The sequence below is a fragment of the Arthrobacter castelli DSM 16402 genome, from assembly GCF_000430705.1.
GTDB lineage: Bacteria > Actinomycetota > Actinomycetes > Actinomycetales > Micrococcaceae > Arthrobacter_C > Arthrobacter_C castelli.
This window is the reverse complement of sequence record NZ_AUMN01000017.1, coordinates 64,301-83,007: the sequence shown is the minus strand read 5'-3', so window position 1 is coordinate 83,007 and position 18,707 is coordinate 64,301. Positions and strand designations below refer to the sequence as shown.

19 protein-coding genes are annotated in these 18,707 nt (G+C 64.6%); 8 read left to right on the top strand and 11 right to left on the bottom strand.

Going from position 1 to position 18,707, the window contains the following annotated elements; translation table 11 throughout:
- Positions 1–25: 25 nt before the first annotated feature.
- Positions 26–1,147 carry an acyltransferase family protein gene (locus tag H535_RS26265; RefSeq protein ID WP_162144902.1) on the bottom strand — a complete coding sequence of 374 codons (1,122 nt, stop codon included), beginning with the start codon at positions 1,145–1,147 and terminating at the stop codon, positions 26–28.
- Positions 1,148–1,312: 165 nt separating this feature from the next.
- Here H535_RS26265 and H535_RS0117115 point away from each other — a divergent pair, with 165 nt between their 5' ends.
- Genes H535_RS0117115 through H535_RS0117105 form a run of 3 tightly spaced genes read left to right on the top strand, consistent with a single transcriptional unit; the run spans position 1,313 to position 3,362 of the window.
- Positions 1,313–1,738: a GntR family transcriptional regulator gene (locus H535_RS0117115; RefSeq protein ID WP_051299463.1), complete on the top strand. Its 426-nt coding sequence runs from the start codon at positions 1,313–1,315 to the stop codon at positions 1,736–1,738.
- Positions 1,735–2,673, top strand: coding sequence for an ABC transporter ATP-binding protein (locus tag H535_RS0117110; RefSeq protein ID WP_035770049.1), 939 nt, complete (start codon positions 1,735–1,737; stop codon positions 2,671–2,673). The genes H535_RS0117115 and H535_RS0117110 overlap by 4 nt, the downstream gene beginning before the upstream one ends.
- 8 nt (positions 2,674–2,681) lie before the next feature.
- Positions 2,682–3,362 (top strand): hypothetical protein, encoded by a 681-nt coding sequence (locus H535_RS0117105; RefSeq protein ID WP_342667739.1) that lies wholly within the window; start codon positions 2,682–2,684, stop codon positions 3,360–3,362.
- Between the two features lie 88 nt (positions 3,363–3,450).
- Here H535_RS0117105 and H535_RS0117100 read toward each other — a convergent pair whose 3' ends face one another.
- The 4 genes from H535_RS0117100 to H535_RS26260 all read right to left on the bottom strand — a co-directional run bounded on the left by H535_RS0117100 (position 3,451) and on the right by H535_RS26260 (position 8,484).
- The gene (locus tag H535_RS0117100; protein ID WP_035770048.1) at positions 3,451–4,404 is read right to left on the bottom strand and encodes an NUDIX hydrolase; all 954 of its coding nucleotides are present in this window, start codon (positions 4,402–4,404) and stop codon (positions 3,451–3,453) included.
- Positions 4,404–6,626, bottom strand: coding sequence for an RNA degradosome polyphosphate kinase (locus H535_RS0117095; protein ID WP_026820506.1), 2,223 nt, complete (start codon positions 6,624–6,626; stop codon positions 4,404–4,406). The genes H535_RS0117100 and H535_RS0117095 overlap by 1 nt, the downstream gene beginning before the upstream one ends.
- A 38-nt stretch (positions 6,627–6,664) precedes the next feature.
- Positions 6,665–7,660, bottom strand: a complete 996-nt coding sequence (gene mshD / locus H535_RS0117090; protein WP_026820505.1) for a mycothiol synthase — start codon at positions 7,658–7,660, stop codon at positions 6,665–6,667.
- Between the two features lie 122 nt (positions 7,661–7,782).
- Complete coding sequence (locus H535_RS26260; protein WP_035770047.1) at positions 7,783–8,484, bottom strand: response regulator transcription factor; 702 nt, start codon at positions 8,482–8,484, stop codon at positions 7,783–7,785.
- 142 nt (positions 8,485–8,626) lie between these two features.
- On the opposite strand from H535_RS26260, the gene H535_RS0117080 reads away from it, so the two are divergent.
- From H535_RS0117080 to ygfZ, 3 genes are all read left to right on the top strand, one after another.
- Positions 8,627–9,370, top strand: a complete 744-nt coding sequence (locus tag H535_RS0117080; RefSeq protein ID WP_026820504.1) for a hypothetical protein — start codon at positions 8,627–8,629, stop codon at positions 9,368–9,370.
- Positions 9,371–9,560: 190 nt separating this feature from the next.
- Positions 9,561–10,160 (top strand): heme-binding beta-barrel domain-containing protein, encoded by a 600-nt coding sequence (locus H535_RS0117070; protein ID WP_026820503.1) that lies wholly within the window; start codon positions 9,561–9,563, stop codon positions 10,158–10,160.
- Between the two features lie 45 nt (positions 10,161–10,205).
- Positions 10,206–11,288, top strand: coding sequence for a CAF17-like 4Fe-4S cluster assembly/insertion protein YgfZ (gene ygfZ / locus H535_RS0117065; RefSeq protein ID WP_026820502.1), 1,083 nt, complete (start codon positions 10,206–10,208; stop codon positions 11,286–11,288).
- A 284-nt stretch (positions 11,289–11,572) separates the two neighbouring features.
- Here the strand turns inward: ygfZ and H535_RS0117060 are convergent, their stop codons facing one another.
- From H535_RS0117060 to H535_RS26250, 5 genes are all read right to left on the bottom strand, one after another.
- Complete coding sequence (locus H535_RS0117060) at positions 11,573–12,283, bottom strand: GNAT family N-acetyltransferase (protein WP_026820501.1); 711 nt, start codon at positions 12,281–12,283, stop codon at positions 11,573–11,575.
- Between the two features lie 43 nt (positions 12,284–12,326).
- Positions 12,327–13,355 (bottom strand): 6-phosphofructokinase, encoded by a 1,029-nt coding sequence (locus tag H535_RS0117055; RefSeq protein WP_035770046.1) that lies wholly within the window; start codon positions 13,353–13,355, stop codon positions 12,327–12,329.
- A gap of 119 nt (positions 13,356–13,474) precedes the next feature.
- Positions 13,475–13,732 (bottom strand): PspC domain-containing protein, encoded by a 258-nt coding sequence (locus H535_RS0117050; RefSeq protein WP_026820499.1) that lies wholly within the window; start codon positions 13,730–13,732, stop codon positions 13,475–13,477.
- Between the two features lie 19 nt (positions 13,733–13,751).
- Positions 13,752–14,210: a hypothetical protein gene (locus H535_RS30060; RefSeq protein WP_245580364.1), complete on the bottom strand. Its 459-nt coding sequence runs from the start codon at positions 14,208–14,210 to the stop codon at positions 13,752–13,754.
- Positions 14,207–15,820 carry a PspC domain-containing protein gene (locus H535_RS26250; RefSeq protein ID WP_051299462.1) on the bottom strand — a complete coding sequence of 538 codons (1,614 nt, stop codon included), beginning with the start codon at positions 15,818–15,820 and terminating at the stop codon, positions 14,207–14,209. Before H535_RS26250 ends, H535_RS30060 begins: the two co-directional genes overlap by 4 nt.
- Before the next feature lie 126 nt (positions 15,821–15,946).
- Between H535_RS26250 and H535_RS0117035 the strand changes: the two genes are divergently transcribed.
- On the top strand, positions 15,947–17,197 hold the full coding sequence (locus H535_RS0117035) for an ATP-binding protein (protein WP_035770062.1): 1,251 nt from the start codon (positions 15,947–15,949) through the stop codon (positions 17,195–17,197).
- Complete coding sequence (locus tag H535_RS0117030; protein WP_026820497.1) at positions 17,194–17,847, top strand: LuxR C-terminal-related transcriptional regulator; 654 nt, start codon at positions 17,194–17,196, stop codon at positions 17,845–17,847. The genes H535_RS0117035 and H535_RS0117030 overlap by 4 nt, the downstream gene beginning before the upstream one ends.
- Here H535_RS0117030 and H535_RS26245 read toward each other — a convergent pair.
- On the bottom strand, positions 17,747–18,625 hold the full coding sequence (locus H535_RS26245; protein WP_211236621.1) for an NAD(P)H-dependent oxidoreductase: 879 nt from the start codon (positions 18,623–18,625) through the stop codon (positions 17,747–17,749). The genes H535_RS0117030 and H535_RS26245 overlap by 101 nt on opposite strands.
- Positions 18,626–18,707: the final 82 nt, after the last annotated feature.

The window sequence follows — 18,707 nt, the reverse complement described above, 5'->3', positions numbered from 1 at the left end:
CCGTGACCATCGCCTTCCGGGGTAGTCATTCGTAGCGGCCGAACCAGCCCGCCACGGGCAGCAGCGCTGCCGCTACGGCGGCGATCCAGAATATGCGCGTGAACCACCAGAGGACGCTGTGCGGTTCCGGCCAGGCGAGCCCAGCGGCCAGACCGAGCGCGGAGATGATGACCAGAACGGGTATGTGCCAGAGGTAGATGGTCATGGCCCGTCCGCCGATCGCAGTGACTGCTGTCCTGACGTACCGGTTGCGTGAAACCGCACGCAGCTTCGGCCCGGCGGCCGCGAGCAGGAACGTTTGTGCGGCGCCGACCAGCAGCAGGGTGATATTCGGCGGGTTCAGATTGGCGAGCATGTCGGCCGAATAGGTTCCCGTGACGGTGACGAACAGCAGCGCGGCGATTGACGCGGCGGCACCAAACCGCAGCTGGGCCGCGGTCCGTGACTGGAACCAGCCATCCGCGTACCAGAAGCCGGCCTGTTGCATGGCCAGCCAGACGAAGGCGAGGTTGGCGAAGCCGAGGGCGGGAACTTGGTACGTTGCCGATACCAGGTCGACGGCCGCGGCCGCCGATACCAGAAGCAGCATCGTGCGTGCCGGTGCCGCCTCGTGCGCCCTGACCATGACCGGCACCAGCACCGAGGTGCCAAGGTAGACGCCCAGGAACCACAGGGGCAGGCCCATCAACCGGCCCACCTCGGCCAGCGTTTCGACAGGCGCCCCGGCCAATGTCGCTGCACACTGACCAGCCCCGAGGGCCAGAAAGGCAACCAGTGCGGGGAAAACGAGACGGTGCAACCGGGATCGCACATAATCGCCCGGCTTCGCACCTATTGACCGCGCCCGCTGCCACTGCGTGACCGAGGCGACCCCTCCGGCCAAAAAGAACAGCGGCATCACCTGCACCACCCAGCTGACCGGGACGAACCATGACTGGTCCTGAAGGGCTTTGAAAACGTGGAGCCCGTCGTCTTCGACAGTAACGCCGGCCATCATGGTATGCATCACGACGACGACGCACAGGCAGGCCGCACGGATCAAGTCCACGACCGGGTCCCTCCCGGTTGGATGCTGGTGTGGCCCGGCGGATGCCTGAGCTGCGGGCGCCCGATTTACGGGTCCCTGCGTGGGGATGGTCGCTGGCATGGCTGCTCCTTGACGGGGATTTCCCTGAAGCGTAGGAACCGCACCGGACCGCGTTCGTCCCGCCATGGAATAGACCGGGACCCCTACCTGAGGAGGGCGTGGGGCGGGCCCTTGCGATTCTTCGTCCATTGGTTATATGGTTAGCTACATGAGTAATGAACCAACATGCATGACGATCACGACGGAGCAGCGGTGATTGAAGAGGGCCGGCCGATCTTCCTGCAGATTGCGGAACTGATCGAGAACGACATTATCGATGGAAACCTCCCGGAGGAGTCCCAGGTGCCATCGACTACGGAGTTCGCCGCCTTCTACCGGATCAACCCTGCGACGGCGGCCAAGGGGGTCAACCGTTTGGTCGACGACGGGATCCTGTACAAGCGGCGCGGCGTCGGGATGTTCGTCGCCGCCGGCTCCAGGGCCACCCTGACAAGCCAGCGCAAAGAGGAATTCTTTAAGGAGTACGTCAAGCCAATGACTGTGGAAGCGCAAAAGCTGGACATATCGCCCGAACAACTGACAGCCATGGTCTCCCGCGGCCTGGCGGAGCTGCCGGACAATCCGGCAATGGAAAGGAGCGGATCTGCGTGAGCGACTCGAACAATGCCGTGATTGAGGTCCGGAATCTCACCAAGCGGTACAGGTCAGAAAAAGCGCTGGACGATGTCAGCTTCAGCATTGCGGCCAATAAAATCTACGGCCTGCTGGGGCGCAACGGGGCCGGGAAGACGACGCTGATGTCGATCCTGACGGCGCAGAACTTCAAGACGTCCGGACACGTCAGTGTCTTTGGCCAGTCACCGTACGAGAACGAGAAAGTGCTGCCCCGGATCTGCTTTATCCGCGAATCCCAAAAGTATCCGGACGATTTCACTCCGCAGCACGCGTTCCGGTCGGCGAGCTTGTTCTTCGCGAATTGGGACCAGGCGTTCGCCGACCGGCTGGTGCAGGATTTTCAGCTGCCGGTCAAGCGCCGCATCAAGAAGCTCTCCCGGGGACAGCTTTCAGCGGTGGGAGTCATCATCGGACTGGCATCCAGGGCCGATATCACCTTTTTCGACGAACCCTATCTGGGGCTCGACGCGGTGGCCCGCCAGCTCTTCTACGACCACCTGATCGAAGACTACGCGGAGTTCCCCCGCACCGTGATCCTCTCGTCGCATCTCATCGACGAGGTCGCCAACCTGCTTGAGCACGTGATCGTCATCGATCAGGGCAGGATCCTGATGGACGACGACGCCGAGGACATCCGGGGCACGGCCCACACCGTGGTTGGTCCAGCGGCAAAGGTGGACCAGTTCGTTGCCCGGCGCGAGGTTCTCCATACCGAGCGGATGGGTTCCTTCGCCTCGGTCACCGTCTCCGGTGTGCTGACTGACGCGCAACGGGATGAGGCGATGGCCCTCGGGCTGGAACTGGCCCCGGTCTCGCTGCAGCAGTTGGTGGTGCGCACGACCATGGCAGCCACCGAATCAGACTTTGGCGGCACGGACCGGTCCGCTGAAACATTGGAGGTATCGAAATGAACCGCGCCGTGAACGTTGCACGCATGCAACTGATCAATAAATGGACCTTCCTGGGCGTGCCTGCGATCGTGATCGCCGGTGCCTTCGCCGTCAGCTGGGCCATCTGGGCGCTGATTCCGGATTCAGTTGAGACCCAAATGTATTCCGGTGCCGGCCAGGCCGTCATGTGGTACTTCCTCGTCCTGGGCATTCAGTCGCTCACTCTGACGTTTCCGTTTTCACAGGCGATGAGTGTGAGCCGACGGAATTTCTACTTTGGAACTGTGGGGCTGTTTGCCCTCGTCGCACTGGTGATCTCGGGACTGTATGTTGTGCTCGGTGCCGTCGAACAGGCCACCAACGGGTGGGGCGTGAACGGGATCATGTTCTCGTTCCCGTGGATTTCCGATGGCCCATGGTTTGAGGCGTTCATCGTCTACTTCATGGCCATGGTGTTGTTGTTCATGATCGGATTCTGGGCGGCCACCATCTACAAGCGGTGGACCGTTACCGGAATGGTGATCCTCTGGATCTCCGTTGCGGCGGTCGTGCTGGCGTTGGTCGCGCTGGCCACCTGGACAGAGTCCTGGCCGTCGGTCGGGCTCTGGTTCACCCAACAAACTCCGCTGACCGTCAGTGGATGGGCGGCCCTGACCTGCGTGGTGCTGGCTGGCGGGTCGTACCTGACCCTGCGGAAAGCGACGCCGTAGCACGAGACCAGGCAGGCGGCTTCGCATGCCACTGGGACGCACGACTGGGCGGACGGCGTAAGCCGCCCGCTCAGTCGTCTCAGTCGTCTCAGTCGTCGTAGGGTTTGATCTGCTCGACGGCGACGATGCGCTGGTTGTCCTGGGCGCTCACATGCAGGATCAACACTTCGCCCGGAGTGAGATAGGGGTCCGAGACCGGAAGTTTGGCGGCCTCCACATCGCTCATCCGCTCTGCGAAGACTGTGAGCAGGGTGGGGAGCACCGGCCTGTGAGAGCAGATGATCACTGGCTTGCGCTTGTCGAACACGCCCTCGGCCACCGCCCGCGCCTTTTTCGGCTGGCGCTTGTGCGCCGCCTCGGTCAACGCATCGATTTGCTTGACCTTGGGATCGGCCATCTTGGCATACGGCTTCACCGTCTGTACGCAGCGCACCCAGGGACTAGTGAGCACCCGCTTTGGCCGCCAGGCGCTCAGCAATCGCCCTACGGCTTTGGCCTGGCGGTGGCCGGAGGCGACGAGCGTGCGGTCTCCTTCGGCCAGGGTCCACGTTGAGCGGGGCTTGGCCTTGGCATGGCGCAGCAGGATGATGGGCCATGTGGGCAGGTCGCCGTGGTCGTGCCAATACTCCAGGGCATCAAGCGGGCCGATGTCCGACGGGTTGGACAGCATCCCGCGGGCCTTGTCAGGCGCGACCCATTCGGCGCGGTCCACCTCATCGCCGTCGGGGACGGCATCGGCGCCGTTGACCTGGGCAGCCCAGTACTGGACTTCCTTCAACCCGGAATTCACCCTGTAATGGATGGAAGGCAGCGGCAGGCCGAGCTTAACGGTGAGCCCGACCTCCTCTTCGACCTCCCGCACGGCGGCCTCGGGGAGGGTCTCGCCGTCGTCGAGCTTTCCCTTGGGCCACGACCAGTCCTGATACCGCGGCCGGTGGATAATCAGCACTTCCAGCGAGCCATTGACGGTGCGCCAGCACAGTGCCCCGGCAGCCCGTACTGCGAGATGCTCCGGGGCGGCTTCTCCGGCTGTGGCCGGCATCAAGGGTGGGCCGCCGAACGTTGCCGGGCGCGGGAGGCCAGCAGCCAGGACTGCACATCCCGGAGCGGGTTGCCATCGGCGTCCACATGGTGCCGGTCCCATGAGCCGTCCGCAGCAAGGTGCCAACTGGACGTCTTCTCATCCATATAGAGATTCAACAGGTCCACCATTGATGCAATGTCTTCAGCGGAGTTGAGCTGCACCAGGGCCTCCACCCGGCGGTCCAGATTGCGGTGCATCATGTCCGCCGAGCCGATATAGACCACCTGGTCGCCGCCATTGGCGAAGGCGAAGATACGCGAATGCTCAAGGAACCGGCCCAGGATGGAGCGCACCCGGATGTTCTCGCTCAAGCCGGCAAGTCCGGGGCGGAGGGAACAGATGCCCCGCACCACGATGTCCACGCTCACGCCGGCCTGCGAGGCACGGTACAGGGCATCGATGATGGCCTCGTCGACCATGTTGTTGACCTTGATCTGCACCCTGGCCGGCAGCCCGGCCTTCTTATTCGAGATTTCCTTCTCGATGCGGTCGATCAGCCCGGAGCGGACCGACCGCGGGGCGACCAGCAGCCGCTTGAACGTCGCCCTGGGGGCGTAGCCGGAGAGCTGGTTGAACAGCCGGGACAAATCCTCGCCGACCTCCTGGTTGGTTGTCAGCAGGCCAAGATCTTCGTAGTGGCGTGCCGTGCTGGGGTGGTAGTTGCCGGTGCCTACGTGGCAATAGCGGCGCAGCCCCTCCATTTCCTGGCGGACCACCAGCGACAGCTTGCAATGGGTTTTCAGTCCGACAATGCCGTAGACCACGTGGACGCCGGCCTGTTCCAGCTTCCGGGCCCAGGTGATGTTGGCCTGCTCGTCGAAACGGGCCTTGATCTCCACCAGCGCCAGCACCTGCTTGCCGGCCTCGGCCGCATCGACGAGCGCATCCACAATTGGCGAATCGCCCGATGTCCGGTACAAGGTCTGCTTGATGGCCTGCACCTTCGGATCCCCGGCGGCTTGCTCCAGGAAGGCCTGCACGGATGTGGAAAAGGAGTCGTAGGGGTGGTGCAGCAGAATGTCCCGCCGCCGCATGGCGGCGAACACATTTGCTGCGTTGGAGGTCTCGCTTTCGTTCAGGAACCGGCTGGTGTGCGCCACCCGCCGCGGGTAGCGCAAATCCGTGCGTTCAATCTTGCCGATCACATCCAGCCCGCGCAGGTCCAACGGGGCGGGCGCCTCATATACTTCGTCCTCATCGACGCCGAGCTCGCGGATCAGCAACGACCTGATGCTCGGATTAATGTCGTGGGCGACTTCCAGTCGCACCGGGGGGCCGAACCGGCGCCGCAGCAGCTCCTTTTCCAGCGCCTGCAGCAGATTCTCGGCGTCGTCTTCTTCCACTTCCAGGTCTTCATTGCGGGTGACCCGGAAGGTGTGGTGCTCACGCACCTCCATCCCGGGGAAGAGCTGGTCCAGGTGCTCGGCGATGACGTCTTCGAGAGGGATGAACCGGGCCTTGCGGCCGGCCACACGTCCGGCACGCGGCCCGTCGACTGATATCAGCCGGGGCAGTTGCGCGGGCACCTTGAGCCGTGCGAACAGTTCCTTGCCGCTGATTGGATTCCGGACGACGACGGCAAGGTTCAGGGAGAGCCCGGAGATGTAAGGGAACGGATGGGCAGGATCCACCGCCAGCGGGGTGAGGATCGGGAAGACCTTTTCCATGAACAGGGTCCGCAGTTCGGTCTTGGAAGACTCATCCAGTTCATTCCACGACGTGAGGTAGATCGACTCGTCTTCCAGCGCCGGGCGGATCTGCTCCTCGAAGACCCTCGCGTGCCGCCTGGCCAGCTCATGGGCTTCTTCGCCGATCGATTCCAACTGTTCCACCGGGCTGAGGCCGGCAGGAGAGGGCACGGCGAGACCGGCTGCGATGCGGCGTTTCAGCCCGGCAACCCGGACCATGAAGAACTCGTCAAGATTGGACGCGAAGATGGACAGGAAATTCACCCGCTCCAGCAGGTACAGATCCGGGTCCTCGGCCAGGTCCAGCACCCTGCCGTTGAAGTCCAGCCAGCTCACCTCCCGGTCCAGGAACCGTTCCGGACCGATGTCCCCGGACGGGGCCGGGTTGGGTTCGAAGTCCGGAATTTCGATACGGTCCTGGGTGGCCCGCGGCGGGGCCACCTCTGACGAGCCGAAGCGGGTGGCGGGGATGGCCGCTGTCTCCGGTTCCATGCGTCCTCCTGGAGGGCTCGATACGCGCTGTTCCAACTTTAGGCGTCTTTTTCCTGCGGACCGTACATGACGTCCACGTCCCAACGGGTGAACCCGAGTCCCCGGTAGAGGGCCACCGCGGCTTCATTGTCGGCCTCGACGTACAACATAATCGCGTTCAGTCCCTGTTGGTGCAGGTATTCGATGCCTGCCACGGTCAGTGCCTTCCCCAGGCCCAGTCCTTGCGCCTGCGGGGCGACGCCGACGACGTAGACCTCGCCCAGGGCGGGGTGGCTGCCGCTGCGGGGATGGACCTTGGTCCAGTGGAATCCGAGCAATTCGCCGTCCCGGACTGCCAGCAGGAATCCCTGCGGGTCGAACCAGTCCTCATCCATCCGGGCCTTGAGGTCATTGAGCGTGGTCGCGCCCTGCTCCGGATGGTCGACGAATGCCGCCGCGTTCACCTCGAGCCATGCCTGCTCGTCCTGTCCGGGAACGAACGGACGCAGCTCGACGCCGTCGGGCAGTTCATAGTGCAGCTCCCGGGGCTGCGCATCACGAGTCAGGCGCATCCGCCACAGTTCGCGCACCGGGGTGAACCGGTACCTTTCCGCCAGCTTTGCCGCGGCCTCGTGGCCGCCGTGGGACCAGGCCTGCAAGCCGGCCAAGTCCGTGGTCTGCTGCAGCCGGGCGACCAGTGCGGTGCCGATGCCCTGGTTGCGGTAGTTGGGGTGGACCACCAGTTCCAGTACGCCGTGGGGGCGGGAATCCTCCCGTTGCGCCCGGCGGTCCAGGCTGACCACGGCGATGCCCGCCAGCGAACCGTCGCCCGCCGGTCCGGATTCTTCCTCGGGAATATAGGTGGCAAAGCCGAGCATGGTGGTTTCGTCGCTGTCAGCGGCGCGGAGATTCACCAGGGTCTGCTCGGACAGTGGGGGATTGCCATCGGACTCGTTGGCCGCAGTGGCCAAGGCGGTGATGTCCTGCAGCAGTTCCGGATCCGGGCGGCCCTTAATCGCGTGGACCGGCCACGTGCCGGAGGTGGTCTGACTCATGGTGGTGAACTCCTTCAGTCGGGTGCCGGCCGCCTCAGGCCCTGCTTATCAAGGGTAGCTGTTTGCCGCCCCTGCTGGCTCACTGGTGTACGGGGCGCCGTGGGTCCGTTGGCGCGGCGCCTTCATGCGTCACCGCCTGCGGGTGCTGTACTGCCGCTTCTGGGGCGGGTGAAGTGATAGCCGACATTGCGCACCGTGCCAATCAGGTTCTCGTGATCCGCCCCCAGCTTGGCGCGCAGCCGGCGCACATGCACGTCCACCGTGCGGGTGCCCCCGTAGTAGTCGTAGCCCCACACTTCATGGAGCAGCTGGTCCCGGCTGAAGACGCGACCGGGGTGCTGGGCCAGGTGCTTGAGCAACTCGAATTCCTTGAACGTCAGGTTCAACAGTCTGCCGCCGACCTTGACCGTGTAGCTCGATTCGTCGATCACCACGCCGGCAACCCGGATTTCGGAGTTCTCGGGTTCGTCGTCGTTACCGCGAACCACAATCAGCCGCAGCCGCGCCTCCACCTCCGCGGGCCCCGCGGTGTCGAGCACGACGTCGTCGGCCATCCAGTTGGCAGCGACGGCGGCCATGCCGCCCTCGGTCAGCACCAGCATCAAGGGCGCGCTGACGCCGGTGGTCTTGATCAGCTGGGCCAGGGAACGGGCAGCTGCCAGCTCCTTGCGCGCATCGATCATCACCACATCCGACGGCGCGGACTCCAGCAGGGCGGTGGGCTCGGGCGGCAGTATCTGAATTTTGTGGTCAAGCAGTTCGAGTGCTGGCAGGACATCAACGGATGACCCTTGGCCGTTGGTCAGCAGCAGGATGTGCGACACGATTTCCCTCCACGGTGCGTAGTCGCTGCGGGTAGCGCCAGCTTCATTGCCGTGTGCGGTTTCTTGCCAGTACTATACCTTGGGCGACGGCGGCGTTCGTGTTACTTCGCACCGCTGCCGCCCAATAAGGCAGGATGGCAGGGTGAAGTCAGTCAGTGTTGCCGCTGCTGCGGCGGTGAGCCTATGCGCTATCGCTGCCACCGCGTATCTTTCGCTGCCCGCCGTCGTGGTGGTGCTGATCCTCGCATCGCTGGTGACCGGATTCGGCTGGCCCCACCTGCTTGACGTTCCCGCGAAGAAAACCATGGGCGCCGTCATTGCCGGCGCCGGCATCGCCTCGGTGCTGACCGCAGCCATGCTCGACGGGCCGCGGATGCTGTTGTGGTTCGCCCCGATTGCCGCCGTGGGCACCGGCCTGATCTTCATGGTCCAACTATTGCGCGGCACAGGGCAAAGCCTGCGACTGGAGTCCACCATCGGCGGGGCGGCGGGAATCCTGCTCGCCACCATGGCCGGCGGGTGGGCAGCGGCCGAACGTTTGGCGACCAATGCCTCCGATTCATCCATGATGCTGCTCACAGGGACCAGCCTGTTCTTCGCGCTGGCGGCGGCTCTGCTGCCTTGGCCGGACCGGATTGTTGCTCCGCTCGCCGTGGTTCTGGCGGCCCTGACCGGGACGATGGGCGCACTCCTGTTCACCAATATTGCCCCGCTCGCTGCTGCCATAGTTGGCGCCGTGTGCGGGGCCGTCATCGCCAGTTTCCGCCGACTCGTCGTGGCCGGGCGGGGACCCGGTTCGCTACCCGGTGCGCTCGCGATCGGGACCGCACCTATCGCCGCCGTCGGCACCATCGTCTACTTCCTGGAGAAGCTGCTGCTGGTGTGAACCTGTCCTGGCGGCTTCCGCCACGGGACACCAATCTCACCAGTTGTTTGGGGTAGCCTTGAGCACATGAACTTGCTTGCTTTGGAGATCTTCTACATCACCTTGCTGGTCATCGCCGGCGGTGCCATGGCCTGGTTCGCCGGGCTGGTCGTCTGGCGCATGTACAAGGGACAAAAGTAAAGGGGCGCTTATGCCTATTGAGCTTCCCGCGGATCTGACTCCTGAACTTGTCCCGCTGTACTGGCTGCTGGGCCGGTGGGAAGGCGTCGGCGTCCTTGGATATGGCGACGTTGAACAACAGCAATTCGCCCAGGAAGTGAACTTCACCCACGACGGCATGCCGTACCTGAAGTATGACGCGCAAAGCTGGCTGATCGACGACGACGGCAACAAGGTGCGGCCGCTCAGCTGGGAGTCGGGTGTCTGGCAGCTGGACCGCGAACTGTACGAGGCCGATGGCGGGCCCGGCATGATTCCGTCCGAAATCGTCCCCGCCCTGACCTCGGCCGAAGACGTGGAGAAGTACCGGAACAAGGACGATGGCTTCAACATCATCGCCAATGTGCTCCACCCCGGCGGGATCAGCGAACTCTACGTCGGCCAGGTGAAGGGGCCCCGCATCGATTTGTCCACCGATGCAGTGATGCGGGCACCCGGATCCAAGGACTACCGGGCGGCCACCCGGATGTACGGTCTGGTCGACGGCGATCTGCTGTGGGCCTGGGACATCGCGGCCATGGGACGCGAGCTCGAGTCGCACGCTTCGGCTCGGCTGAAGAAATCCGCTTGAGATCACCGGCGGAATAGTGCGCCGGGGGAAGGGCGTTGAGCAGGCATGACCTATCGCAGCCCACTGTTGGACACCGAAGGCGCCGTGGAAGCGGGAGGGCCGGACGCCGGCGTCGCCGCTCATTACGGCCAGCCGCTCGCCGAACAAAAGCACCTGGCCGCCGGTGACGCCGTCGTCGACCTTTCCCACCGGGGAGTAGTAACCGTTACCGGAGCGGATCGGCTGAGCTGGCTGACCACGCTTTCCTCCCAGGCGCTGACGAGCCTGGCACCCGGGGTCAGCAGTGAAGCGCTGCTGCTGTCCATCCAGGGACGGATTGAATTCAACCCCCGCGTGGTCGACGACGGGACCACCACGTGGCTGATTGTCGAAGCCGACGAGGCACCCGGTCTGGCCGACTGGCTGACCAAGATGCAATTCGCCCTCCGCGTCGAGGTCGCGGATGTCTCGGCCGACTGGGCCGTGATCGGGTCGACCGGTGAATTGAGCGCGCTGGCTGAACACACCGTCTGGCAGGACCCCTGGCCGCAGCCGGGCGAGGGTGGCTACGCCTACACCGCAGCCGATGAAGCGTCCCACCCCGGCTACGAACGGGACTGGTTTGAGTATCTGGTCCCTGCCGGCGAATTGACGACGGCGGTCTCCGACCGCCAGCTGGCCGGGACCTGGGCAGCCGAAGCACTTCGCATCGCGGCGTGGCGTCCCCGGTTTGGCACCGACACCGACGAGAAATCCATCCCGCACGAACTCGACCTTATCCGCACCGCCGTGCACCTGTCCAAGGGCTGCTACAAGGGGCAGGAGACCATCGCCCGCGTGCACAATCTCGGGCACCCGCCACGGCGGCTGGTATTCCTGCAGCTGGATGGCTCACAGCATACGATCCCGGCTCCCGGCAGCTCCGTGATTGCAGGGGAGCGGACTGTCGGCAAGGTGACATCGGTCGCCCAGCACTACGAGATGGGGCCTGTGGCGCTGGCTGTCGTCAAGCGGAACGCCGATCCCGAGGCTGAGCTGATGGTCGACGACGACGGCGAACAGTACCCTGCGGTGCAGGAACTCATCGTCGCGCCCGACGCCGGCCAGGTGGTTGGCCGCCAGAAGGGTTTCATCCGGCCACCGCGGTAGACAAGTGCGGGGCCGCTGCGTGTGGCTGCCGCTGCGTGTGGCTGCCACTGCGCGTGGCTGCCGCTGCGTGTGGCTGCCACCTCGCCTGGATGACCGGGCGATTCGCGTCCGCCCCAAGCAGAAGTGGTGATTACCTAAGGGTTCGCCGTTCGCCTGAACAGCTGCGCCGTTTACCTAAAGAATCGCCGATTGCAACCGGCGATTCTTTAGGAAAGGGCATAGTTGGCCCCACGAGACACGGATGATGCCGTGCCGGCACCGTCATCCGGCCGCTCATCCGGCCGTTAAGCCAGCAGCACCGTCGTCTGGGTCCCGGCCTGTTCAAAACCGAGCTTTGCCGCCGTCGAACGTGAGGCCTGATTGTCCAGCCGGGCGCGCCACTGTGGAATCAGCCCCGAAGCCATGGCTTCTTCCACCGCCACGGCCGTGACGTAGGTGGCCAGCCCTTGGCGGCGCAGGTCGGGAGTCACCAGAGAGCCCAGATGGGCGATGATCCCCTCCCAGACGTTGTATCCGGAGCCGGCGATGGCCTGCCCGGAGTCCGTGACCAGGGCGAACTGTTCGTCGAAGGCGGTCAGCCCGACTTCGTTGACGTCGTCGGGAGGGCATTGGCCCTCCACCTCGGCACAATGGCCAGGATCGCGGGACACGGCGGCCACTTCCGAAGGATCGATCTCCAGCAGCACATCCGAGTAGTACAAGGCCGCCGCACCCAGTCCATGACCGGCATGGTCACGTGTCAGGTCCAACATCGTGGAGTGCCGGGCAAGCGACTCGTCGTCGATGCCGGCCGCCGCATCAAGTGCCCATTGCGGACCAACCAGCACGCCGACGTCGAAGATTTTCACGAAGGTGACGGTGCGGGCGTCGTCATCCACCCTGGTGATCCGCTCCAGCCCGTCCTTGCGGGCGTTGGGGAATGCGTCGTCGGCCAAGCCCAGTAGACGGGCCCACGCAAGCTCGATGATGGCAATGGTCGTCGGCTCGAGGGTCATACGGCCAGCCTATCGTTTGGCGATCGCGTACGGCACGAACCGATCAACCAAAGAGGATGGCCGCCTCATCATAGCGGTGCTGTGGAACGGCCTTGACCTTTCCCAGTGCATGGTCGAAGTCCACATGTTCAATATCGGTGCCGGTCAGCGAGACCATGGTGCCCCAGCGCTCTTCGACGACCGAGTCGATTGCTGCCATACCCAGCCGGGTGGCCAGCACCCGGTCGAATGCCGAGGGCACGCCGCCGCGCTGGATGTGCCCGAGCGTTGTCGCGCGGGTCTCCAGTCCGGTGCGCTGTTCCAGCTCCGGTTCGAGTTGCTCGCCAATACCGCCCAGCCGGGGCCTGCCGAAGGTATCGAGTCCGCGGACCGAATGCGGTGACTCCAGGTGCTCGGGCACGAACCCCTCGGCCACCACCACCAACGGTGCGCGGCCACGTTCGTGGGCTTCGGCGACCCACTCGGAGACCTGTTCAATGCTCACCTGTTGTTCCGGCATCAGGATGGCATGTGCCCCGGAGGCCATGCCGGCGTGCAGGGCGATCCAGCCGACATTGCGGCCCATCACTTCGGCAATCATGCAGCGGTGGTGGGATTCGCCCGTGGTGCGCAGCCGGTCGATGGCTTCGGTCGCGATCTGCACGGCCGTGTCGAATCCGAAGGTGTAGTCGGTGGCGTCGAGGTCGTTATCGACAGTCTTCGGCACGCCCACAATGTTCAACCCGGCATCGGTCAGCCGCTTCGCCGCTGCCAGCGTGCCTTCACCACCGATGGCGATGATGGCGTCAATGCCCAGCCGGTCCATGTTTTCCCCGACGCGTTCCGGGCCGCCGTCGCCCTCGAAAGGGTTGGTCCGCGACGTGCCCAGAATGGTGCCGCCCTGCTTGGAGATCCCTCGTACGCTGTGGCGCGGCAGCTCCATAATGTCGCCTTCGACCACGCCGCGCCATCCATCGCGGAACCCGACGAATTCCTGGCCGTGGACCTTGATGCCCTTCAGCACGGCACCACGGATTACCGCGTTGAGTCCGGGGCAGTCGCCGCCGCTGGTCAGGATTCCGATCTTCTTCATACTCAGGGCTCATCCTTATCTGGTGGAGGACAGGTGCGTGCGAGCGCCACGCTGAGCTCAGTTGTTCACTCTAACCGCACAATGGTGCTGCTTCCAGAAGGATGACCGGCCGGCACCCATCAGCGGGTGTTGTCACCGCGGTTCTCCAGCATGCCTTGCAGCGGGATCCTGCCATTCTGCGCCGGAAGCAGCAACCACGCCAGTATGTAGACCACGAAGGCCGGGCCCGGCAACAGCCCGAAGAGCAGGAAGCCGATGCGCACGTATGCGACGTCGACCCGGAACTTGGCGGCGAGCCCGCCACAGACGCCGCCTACCCACCGTTCCGGTCCGCGTTTGAGATTCATTCCACGAATGACTTTGAAGAATTTGTCCATGCTTGTAGTGTCCCGTCTGCTAAGCGCGCTTGTCATCTTTTTCCCGGTTGCCGGCCGAGATGATCCCGCCGATCACGAGTGCCAGGCCGGCTCCAAGGAGCAACCCGATCACCACCTGCCCCATGTTCAGGCTGATTGATGCGACTTGCCCGAGGATGAGCAGCACCGCGAGGGCGATGATGATCAACCCCCAGACAACGGTCCCGGCCCGTGGACGCTGCCGCTTGCCGGTCGGCTCGTGGGCCGGCAGGTCCCCGGCTTGGGGCGCTGCGGTGGTTCCACCGGGGGCTGCAGGTCCGTGGCGGGGGATGTCCGGGCGGGGAACACCCGGGCTGCTTGCGGCCGAGTCCGGCTTGTGCTCTGCGCCGCTCGGTTCCCCGGGTTCCGTTCCGCGGATCGGTTTCGTCGGGAATGAGCTCCCGATCGGTTCCGTCTGGTGCGTGTCCGGCTCGTCGCCGCGTCCATAGTTAGTGCTCATTGTGACAATCCGTTTCCTGACTCGGCGATTGTGGCTGAACTGAAGAAGCCACGTACTTCGATGATGATTTTTTCGCCCGGAGCGCCGGCGTTGAACGTTTGCTGTGTCGGGTTCCAAATGCCGTCGCCTTCTTCGGCGCCTGCGGATTCGAAATCGACGGAGCCCATGAGCAGATTAGAGCGAACCTCGACGGGGACATCGTCCGGCACGACGACCGTGGTGCTGCCCATCGCGACATTGACTGGAATGACCGCTTCCTCATCCAGCGGCGCCTGATCCTCGAATCCCTCCAACCCGAGCGTCCCGTCGGCCATCAGGGTGGTATATCCCGTCTCCGCGGCCTCGATAGTGGACGGGTGCCAGGTGGCGCTGCTCCATATCACGTAGTTATTAGAGGCCGGGGCCAGCCCGAACACTCCGGCTGCCAACAGCGCGACGACGGCGAGGAACCCCATAGTGCCGGAGCTACGTCCGCGCAGTCCCGAAACCACAACGCTCAGGCCAAGTACGACGGCGGCAGCGGCCGCCACCACCGCGTTGGCGTGGGTGCCGAGATCAATGGCCTCGATATAGTGCAGGGCCAGCAGACCACCGCCGACGAGCAGTGCCAGACCGGTCGAAATCGCCACCATCGCGGCACTCGGGGTGCGTCGGCGATTTTTCGTCCGCGCGGCGTACTGTGCTCCTGGTACGGGAGCCGGGACATATCCGCTGGCGGGTCCGTAGCCGGGAATATCGCCAGGATAGTGGCTCGCTCCGGCCAGACCCAGTGTGTCGTGATGGACATCGGATAGCGGACGCGAGGCCCGGCTTGGAGCGGGTCCCGCATTGCGGGATTCCGATGTGCCAGGTGCTGATGTATCAGTGCCTGCGGGAGCTTTCGGCCATGCGTGTTCTTCGGTGGGACCGGGAGGCTCGTATCCTTCCTGCGGTCCGGTTCCGGGTGTGTAGGCGGCAGTCGTTGCCCCGGCACCTGGCCCGGATCCCGCCGTCGTCCTTTTTTGCTTCCGGTCACGGACGGAATTAACCAGCCACACGCACAGGGCGATCAAACCGCCGACCCAGATCAAGGTCCACAATGCATCGCCGAAGCCCCAGCCGCCGTCCCACCAACTGCCAAACGGGCGGACCAAGCCAACGATGGTAACGGTCATTGCTCCAGTCATCCCGTCTGACCAGTAGCCGCGGGTGGCGCCTTCCAAATGGATGCGGCCGTCGGGCTCGGGCAACAGCGCCCATGCGAGGCCGTAGAGCAGCACACCGATTCCACCGAAGATCACGAACAGGACGAACAGGCCCCGGATAATCACCGGGTCGATGCCGATCCGGGCAGCGATCCCGCTCGCTACGCCGCCGATCCAGCGGTCCTCTCCGCGGCGGATGTTCAAGCCGCGCAGCCAGACAAAGAAACGGTGTGCCTCCGGCGGTTGCTGCTCAGGCGGTGTTCCCGCCGTTCCCGCCGGTTCCCCAAAGCCAGGGGGGCCCGTCTCATCGCTGCTTCCGGTTGCCGATGATGCGTCATCGTCCCCGCCGGCAGGCAGCCCCCGCCGATCTTCTGCATCTGATCCGGGACGGTTCTGGTCGTCCTGCGGGTCGTGGTGTGAGTTCATACTTCGATCTTGCCAATGTCGGTACTGCGAATCTATAAGGGGCAACCCTGAACATCCCCTGACTTGTCCCCGAACAGTGGACCGCAGAGGTCCGGGACGTGTTTGGATTGTCTTGTGGCACGCATCATGACCCGCTCGAGCAACGGCATTATTGCCGGTGTTTGCGCCGGGCTGGCTGAGCACCTGGGAGTGAACCGGGTTGTTGTCCGTGCCGTGATGGCCGCTCTGACGTTGGCCGGGGGAGCGGGGCTGCTGCTCTACGCCTGGCTCTGGGTGATGGTGCCCATTGATGAAGGAGCCGCAGCCACCATCGAGGACCGCGCCGGGGAGCGCCCGGGGCCTGGGCGCACCGCCCGGCATGGGCCGGCGGCCTTCATGAAAAGCCTCCGGTCCGGGGCGCAACGGGATGTGATGTCCCTCGGGGGCAGGGAAGTCGTGATCGGCCTGGCGCTGCTGTTCGCCGCGGCGGTCCTTGTCGCGGAGCAAATCGGTGCAAACATCCGCTGGGAGAGCATGCTGCCGGTGGTGGTCGTGCTGCTCGGCGCAGTGCTGGTGTGGATGCAGCTGGACAGGACACGGAGGGCCGGACTGGTCAATCGCGCCGGCGCGAACCAAGCCGGTGGCATTGTCCGCATCGGGGCCGGGCTGGTGCTGGTGATCGTTGGAGTGCTGGTGATGGTTTCCGGGGCGGGACGCTGGGAGGTGATGTGGTCCTCCGTGCTGGCCTCGCTGGCGGTGCTTGCCGGCGTCGCGCTGGTGCTGGCCCCATGGGGGCTGAAGTTCTGGCGTGATCTGGAAGCAGAGCGCTCCGGGCGGATCCGGGAGAGCGAGCGGGCGGAGATCGCGGCCCACCTGCATGACTCAGTGCTGCAGACCCTGGCGCTGATCCAGAACCGGGCCGGCCACGAGCAGGACGTCACCCGCCTCGCGAGGGCCCAGGAGCGGGAGCTGCGTCAGTGGCTCTACCAGGACGCCGGCCGTGATCCCGGCAATGTTGTCGCCCGGATTAAGGCTGTGGCAGCCGAGGTGGAAGATGATTACGGGAGCGCTGTCGACGTCGTCGCCGTCGGCGATGCTCCGATGTCGACGCGCCAGGATGCCTTGGTGCAGGCGGCGCGGGAGGCAATAGTGAACGCGGCACGGCATGCCGGGCCAGTCTCCGTCTATGTCGAGGCTGGCGCGGACAAGGTGGAGGTGTTCGTCCGGGACCGCGGCGACGGGTTCGTGGTTGACGACATCCCCGCAGACAGGCTGGGCGTGCGTGAATCCATCGTGGGCCGGATGCAACGCAACGGGGGATCAGCGACCATTAACAGCACGGCGGACGGCACCGAAGTGTGCCTGTCGCTGCAGACTGAACCGGAGGAGAGACAGTGAACAGCCAAAGACCGGTGAGCATCGTCGTCGTCGATGACCATGCCATCTTCCGCTCCGGATTGCGGGCCGACTTGGACGAGGACATCACCGTGCTGGCCGAGGCGGCCACCGTGGAGCAGGCAGTGGCGGCCATCGTTGGGCACCGTCCCGACGTGGTGCTGCTCGACGTGCATCTTCCCGGCGGCCGCGGCGGTGGCGGTGCCGAGGTGATCGCGGCCAGCGGGGGGTTGGAGTCCACCCGTTTCCTGGCGTTGAGCGTTTCCGACGCCGCCGAAGACGTAGTCAGCGTCATTCGGGCCGGCGCGCGCGGCTACGTCACCAAGACCATTTCAGGGGCAGAGATATCCGACGCCGTGGGGCGCGTGGCCGACGGCGACGCCGTTTTTTCGCCGCGGCTGGCGGGATTCGTGCTCGACGCCTTTGGCACCGCCGCGGTGGCCAATGTCGATGACGAACTCGACCGGCTCTCGTCCCGCGAGTTGGAGGTAATGCGCCTGATCGCCCGCGGATACAGCTACAAGGAAGTCGCCAAGGAGCTGTTCATCTCCGTCAAGACCGTTGAGTCGCACGTTTCGGCGGTGCTGCGCAAGCTGCAGCTGTCCTCGCGCCACGAGCTGACCCGTTGGGCGGCCGACCGCCGCCTGTTGTAGCCGTTGCAGTTCTGTGGATGGACAGCCCGGATTCGCCCGGGCAGACCGACGGTTCCAGCTCCCACTGGTCGGTATAGTCCCCTTGGAATTGCGGGCGGTAGGGTATTGCCGGTTCCGCGAACAGTCCATCGAGCCGGCGCAGGAGTTGCTGCTGGTGATCTCCATAGGATTCCGCGTCTGTGAAGTCGGCGCTGGGCACAGCGAAGGGCTCCAGGGCGCTCATCCCGGTGTAGGCGAAGGTGCCGTGCAGCAGCCCGAACAGCAGCTCTGTGAGTTCCCCGCTCTTGCCCCGGGGGCCGATCGAGGCCGGGCGGTCACCCAGGGTTGTCACGACCAGGGCGCGTTTACCCGCAAAGGGCCCGTTCTCGAACCGCAGCCTCCGGCCATCATGAGGGTCCTTGCCGAATGCGAATCCGCTGAGGAACACTCTGTCGAACCAGCCTTTGAGGATGGCCGGCATTCCGTACCACCACAGCGGAAATTGGACGACGACGGCGTCCGCGGCCAGGATCTTCTGCTGTTCGCGTTCGACGTCGGCCGGCAGCTTGGCTTCAATGTAGGCCCGGCGTGTGTCGTCGGTGACGCGGAAATGGTCTCCGGGCGGAACAATCCCGTCGCCGGACAGCACCGGATCCCAGCCCATGCCGTACAGGTCGGACTCGATGATCTCGTGCCCCGCCTGGAGCAGGTGCCGTATCCCATCCGCCCGGAGGGAACCGTTCAAGGACTCCGCCTCCGGGTGGGCGCTGACCCAGAGGATGGTGTGTTTCGTCGTCATACCAACTACGGTAGGAACTAATACAGGGTTGCAACAGTACGGTCTTTAATCGCCAGTACGTACAAAAATGTCACTAAGGAGG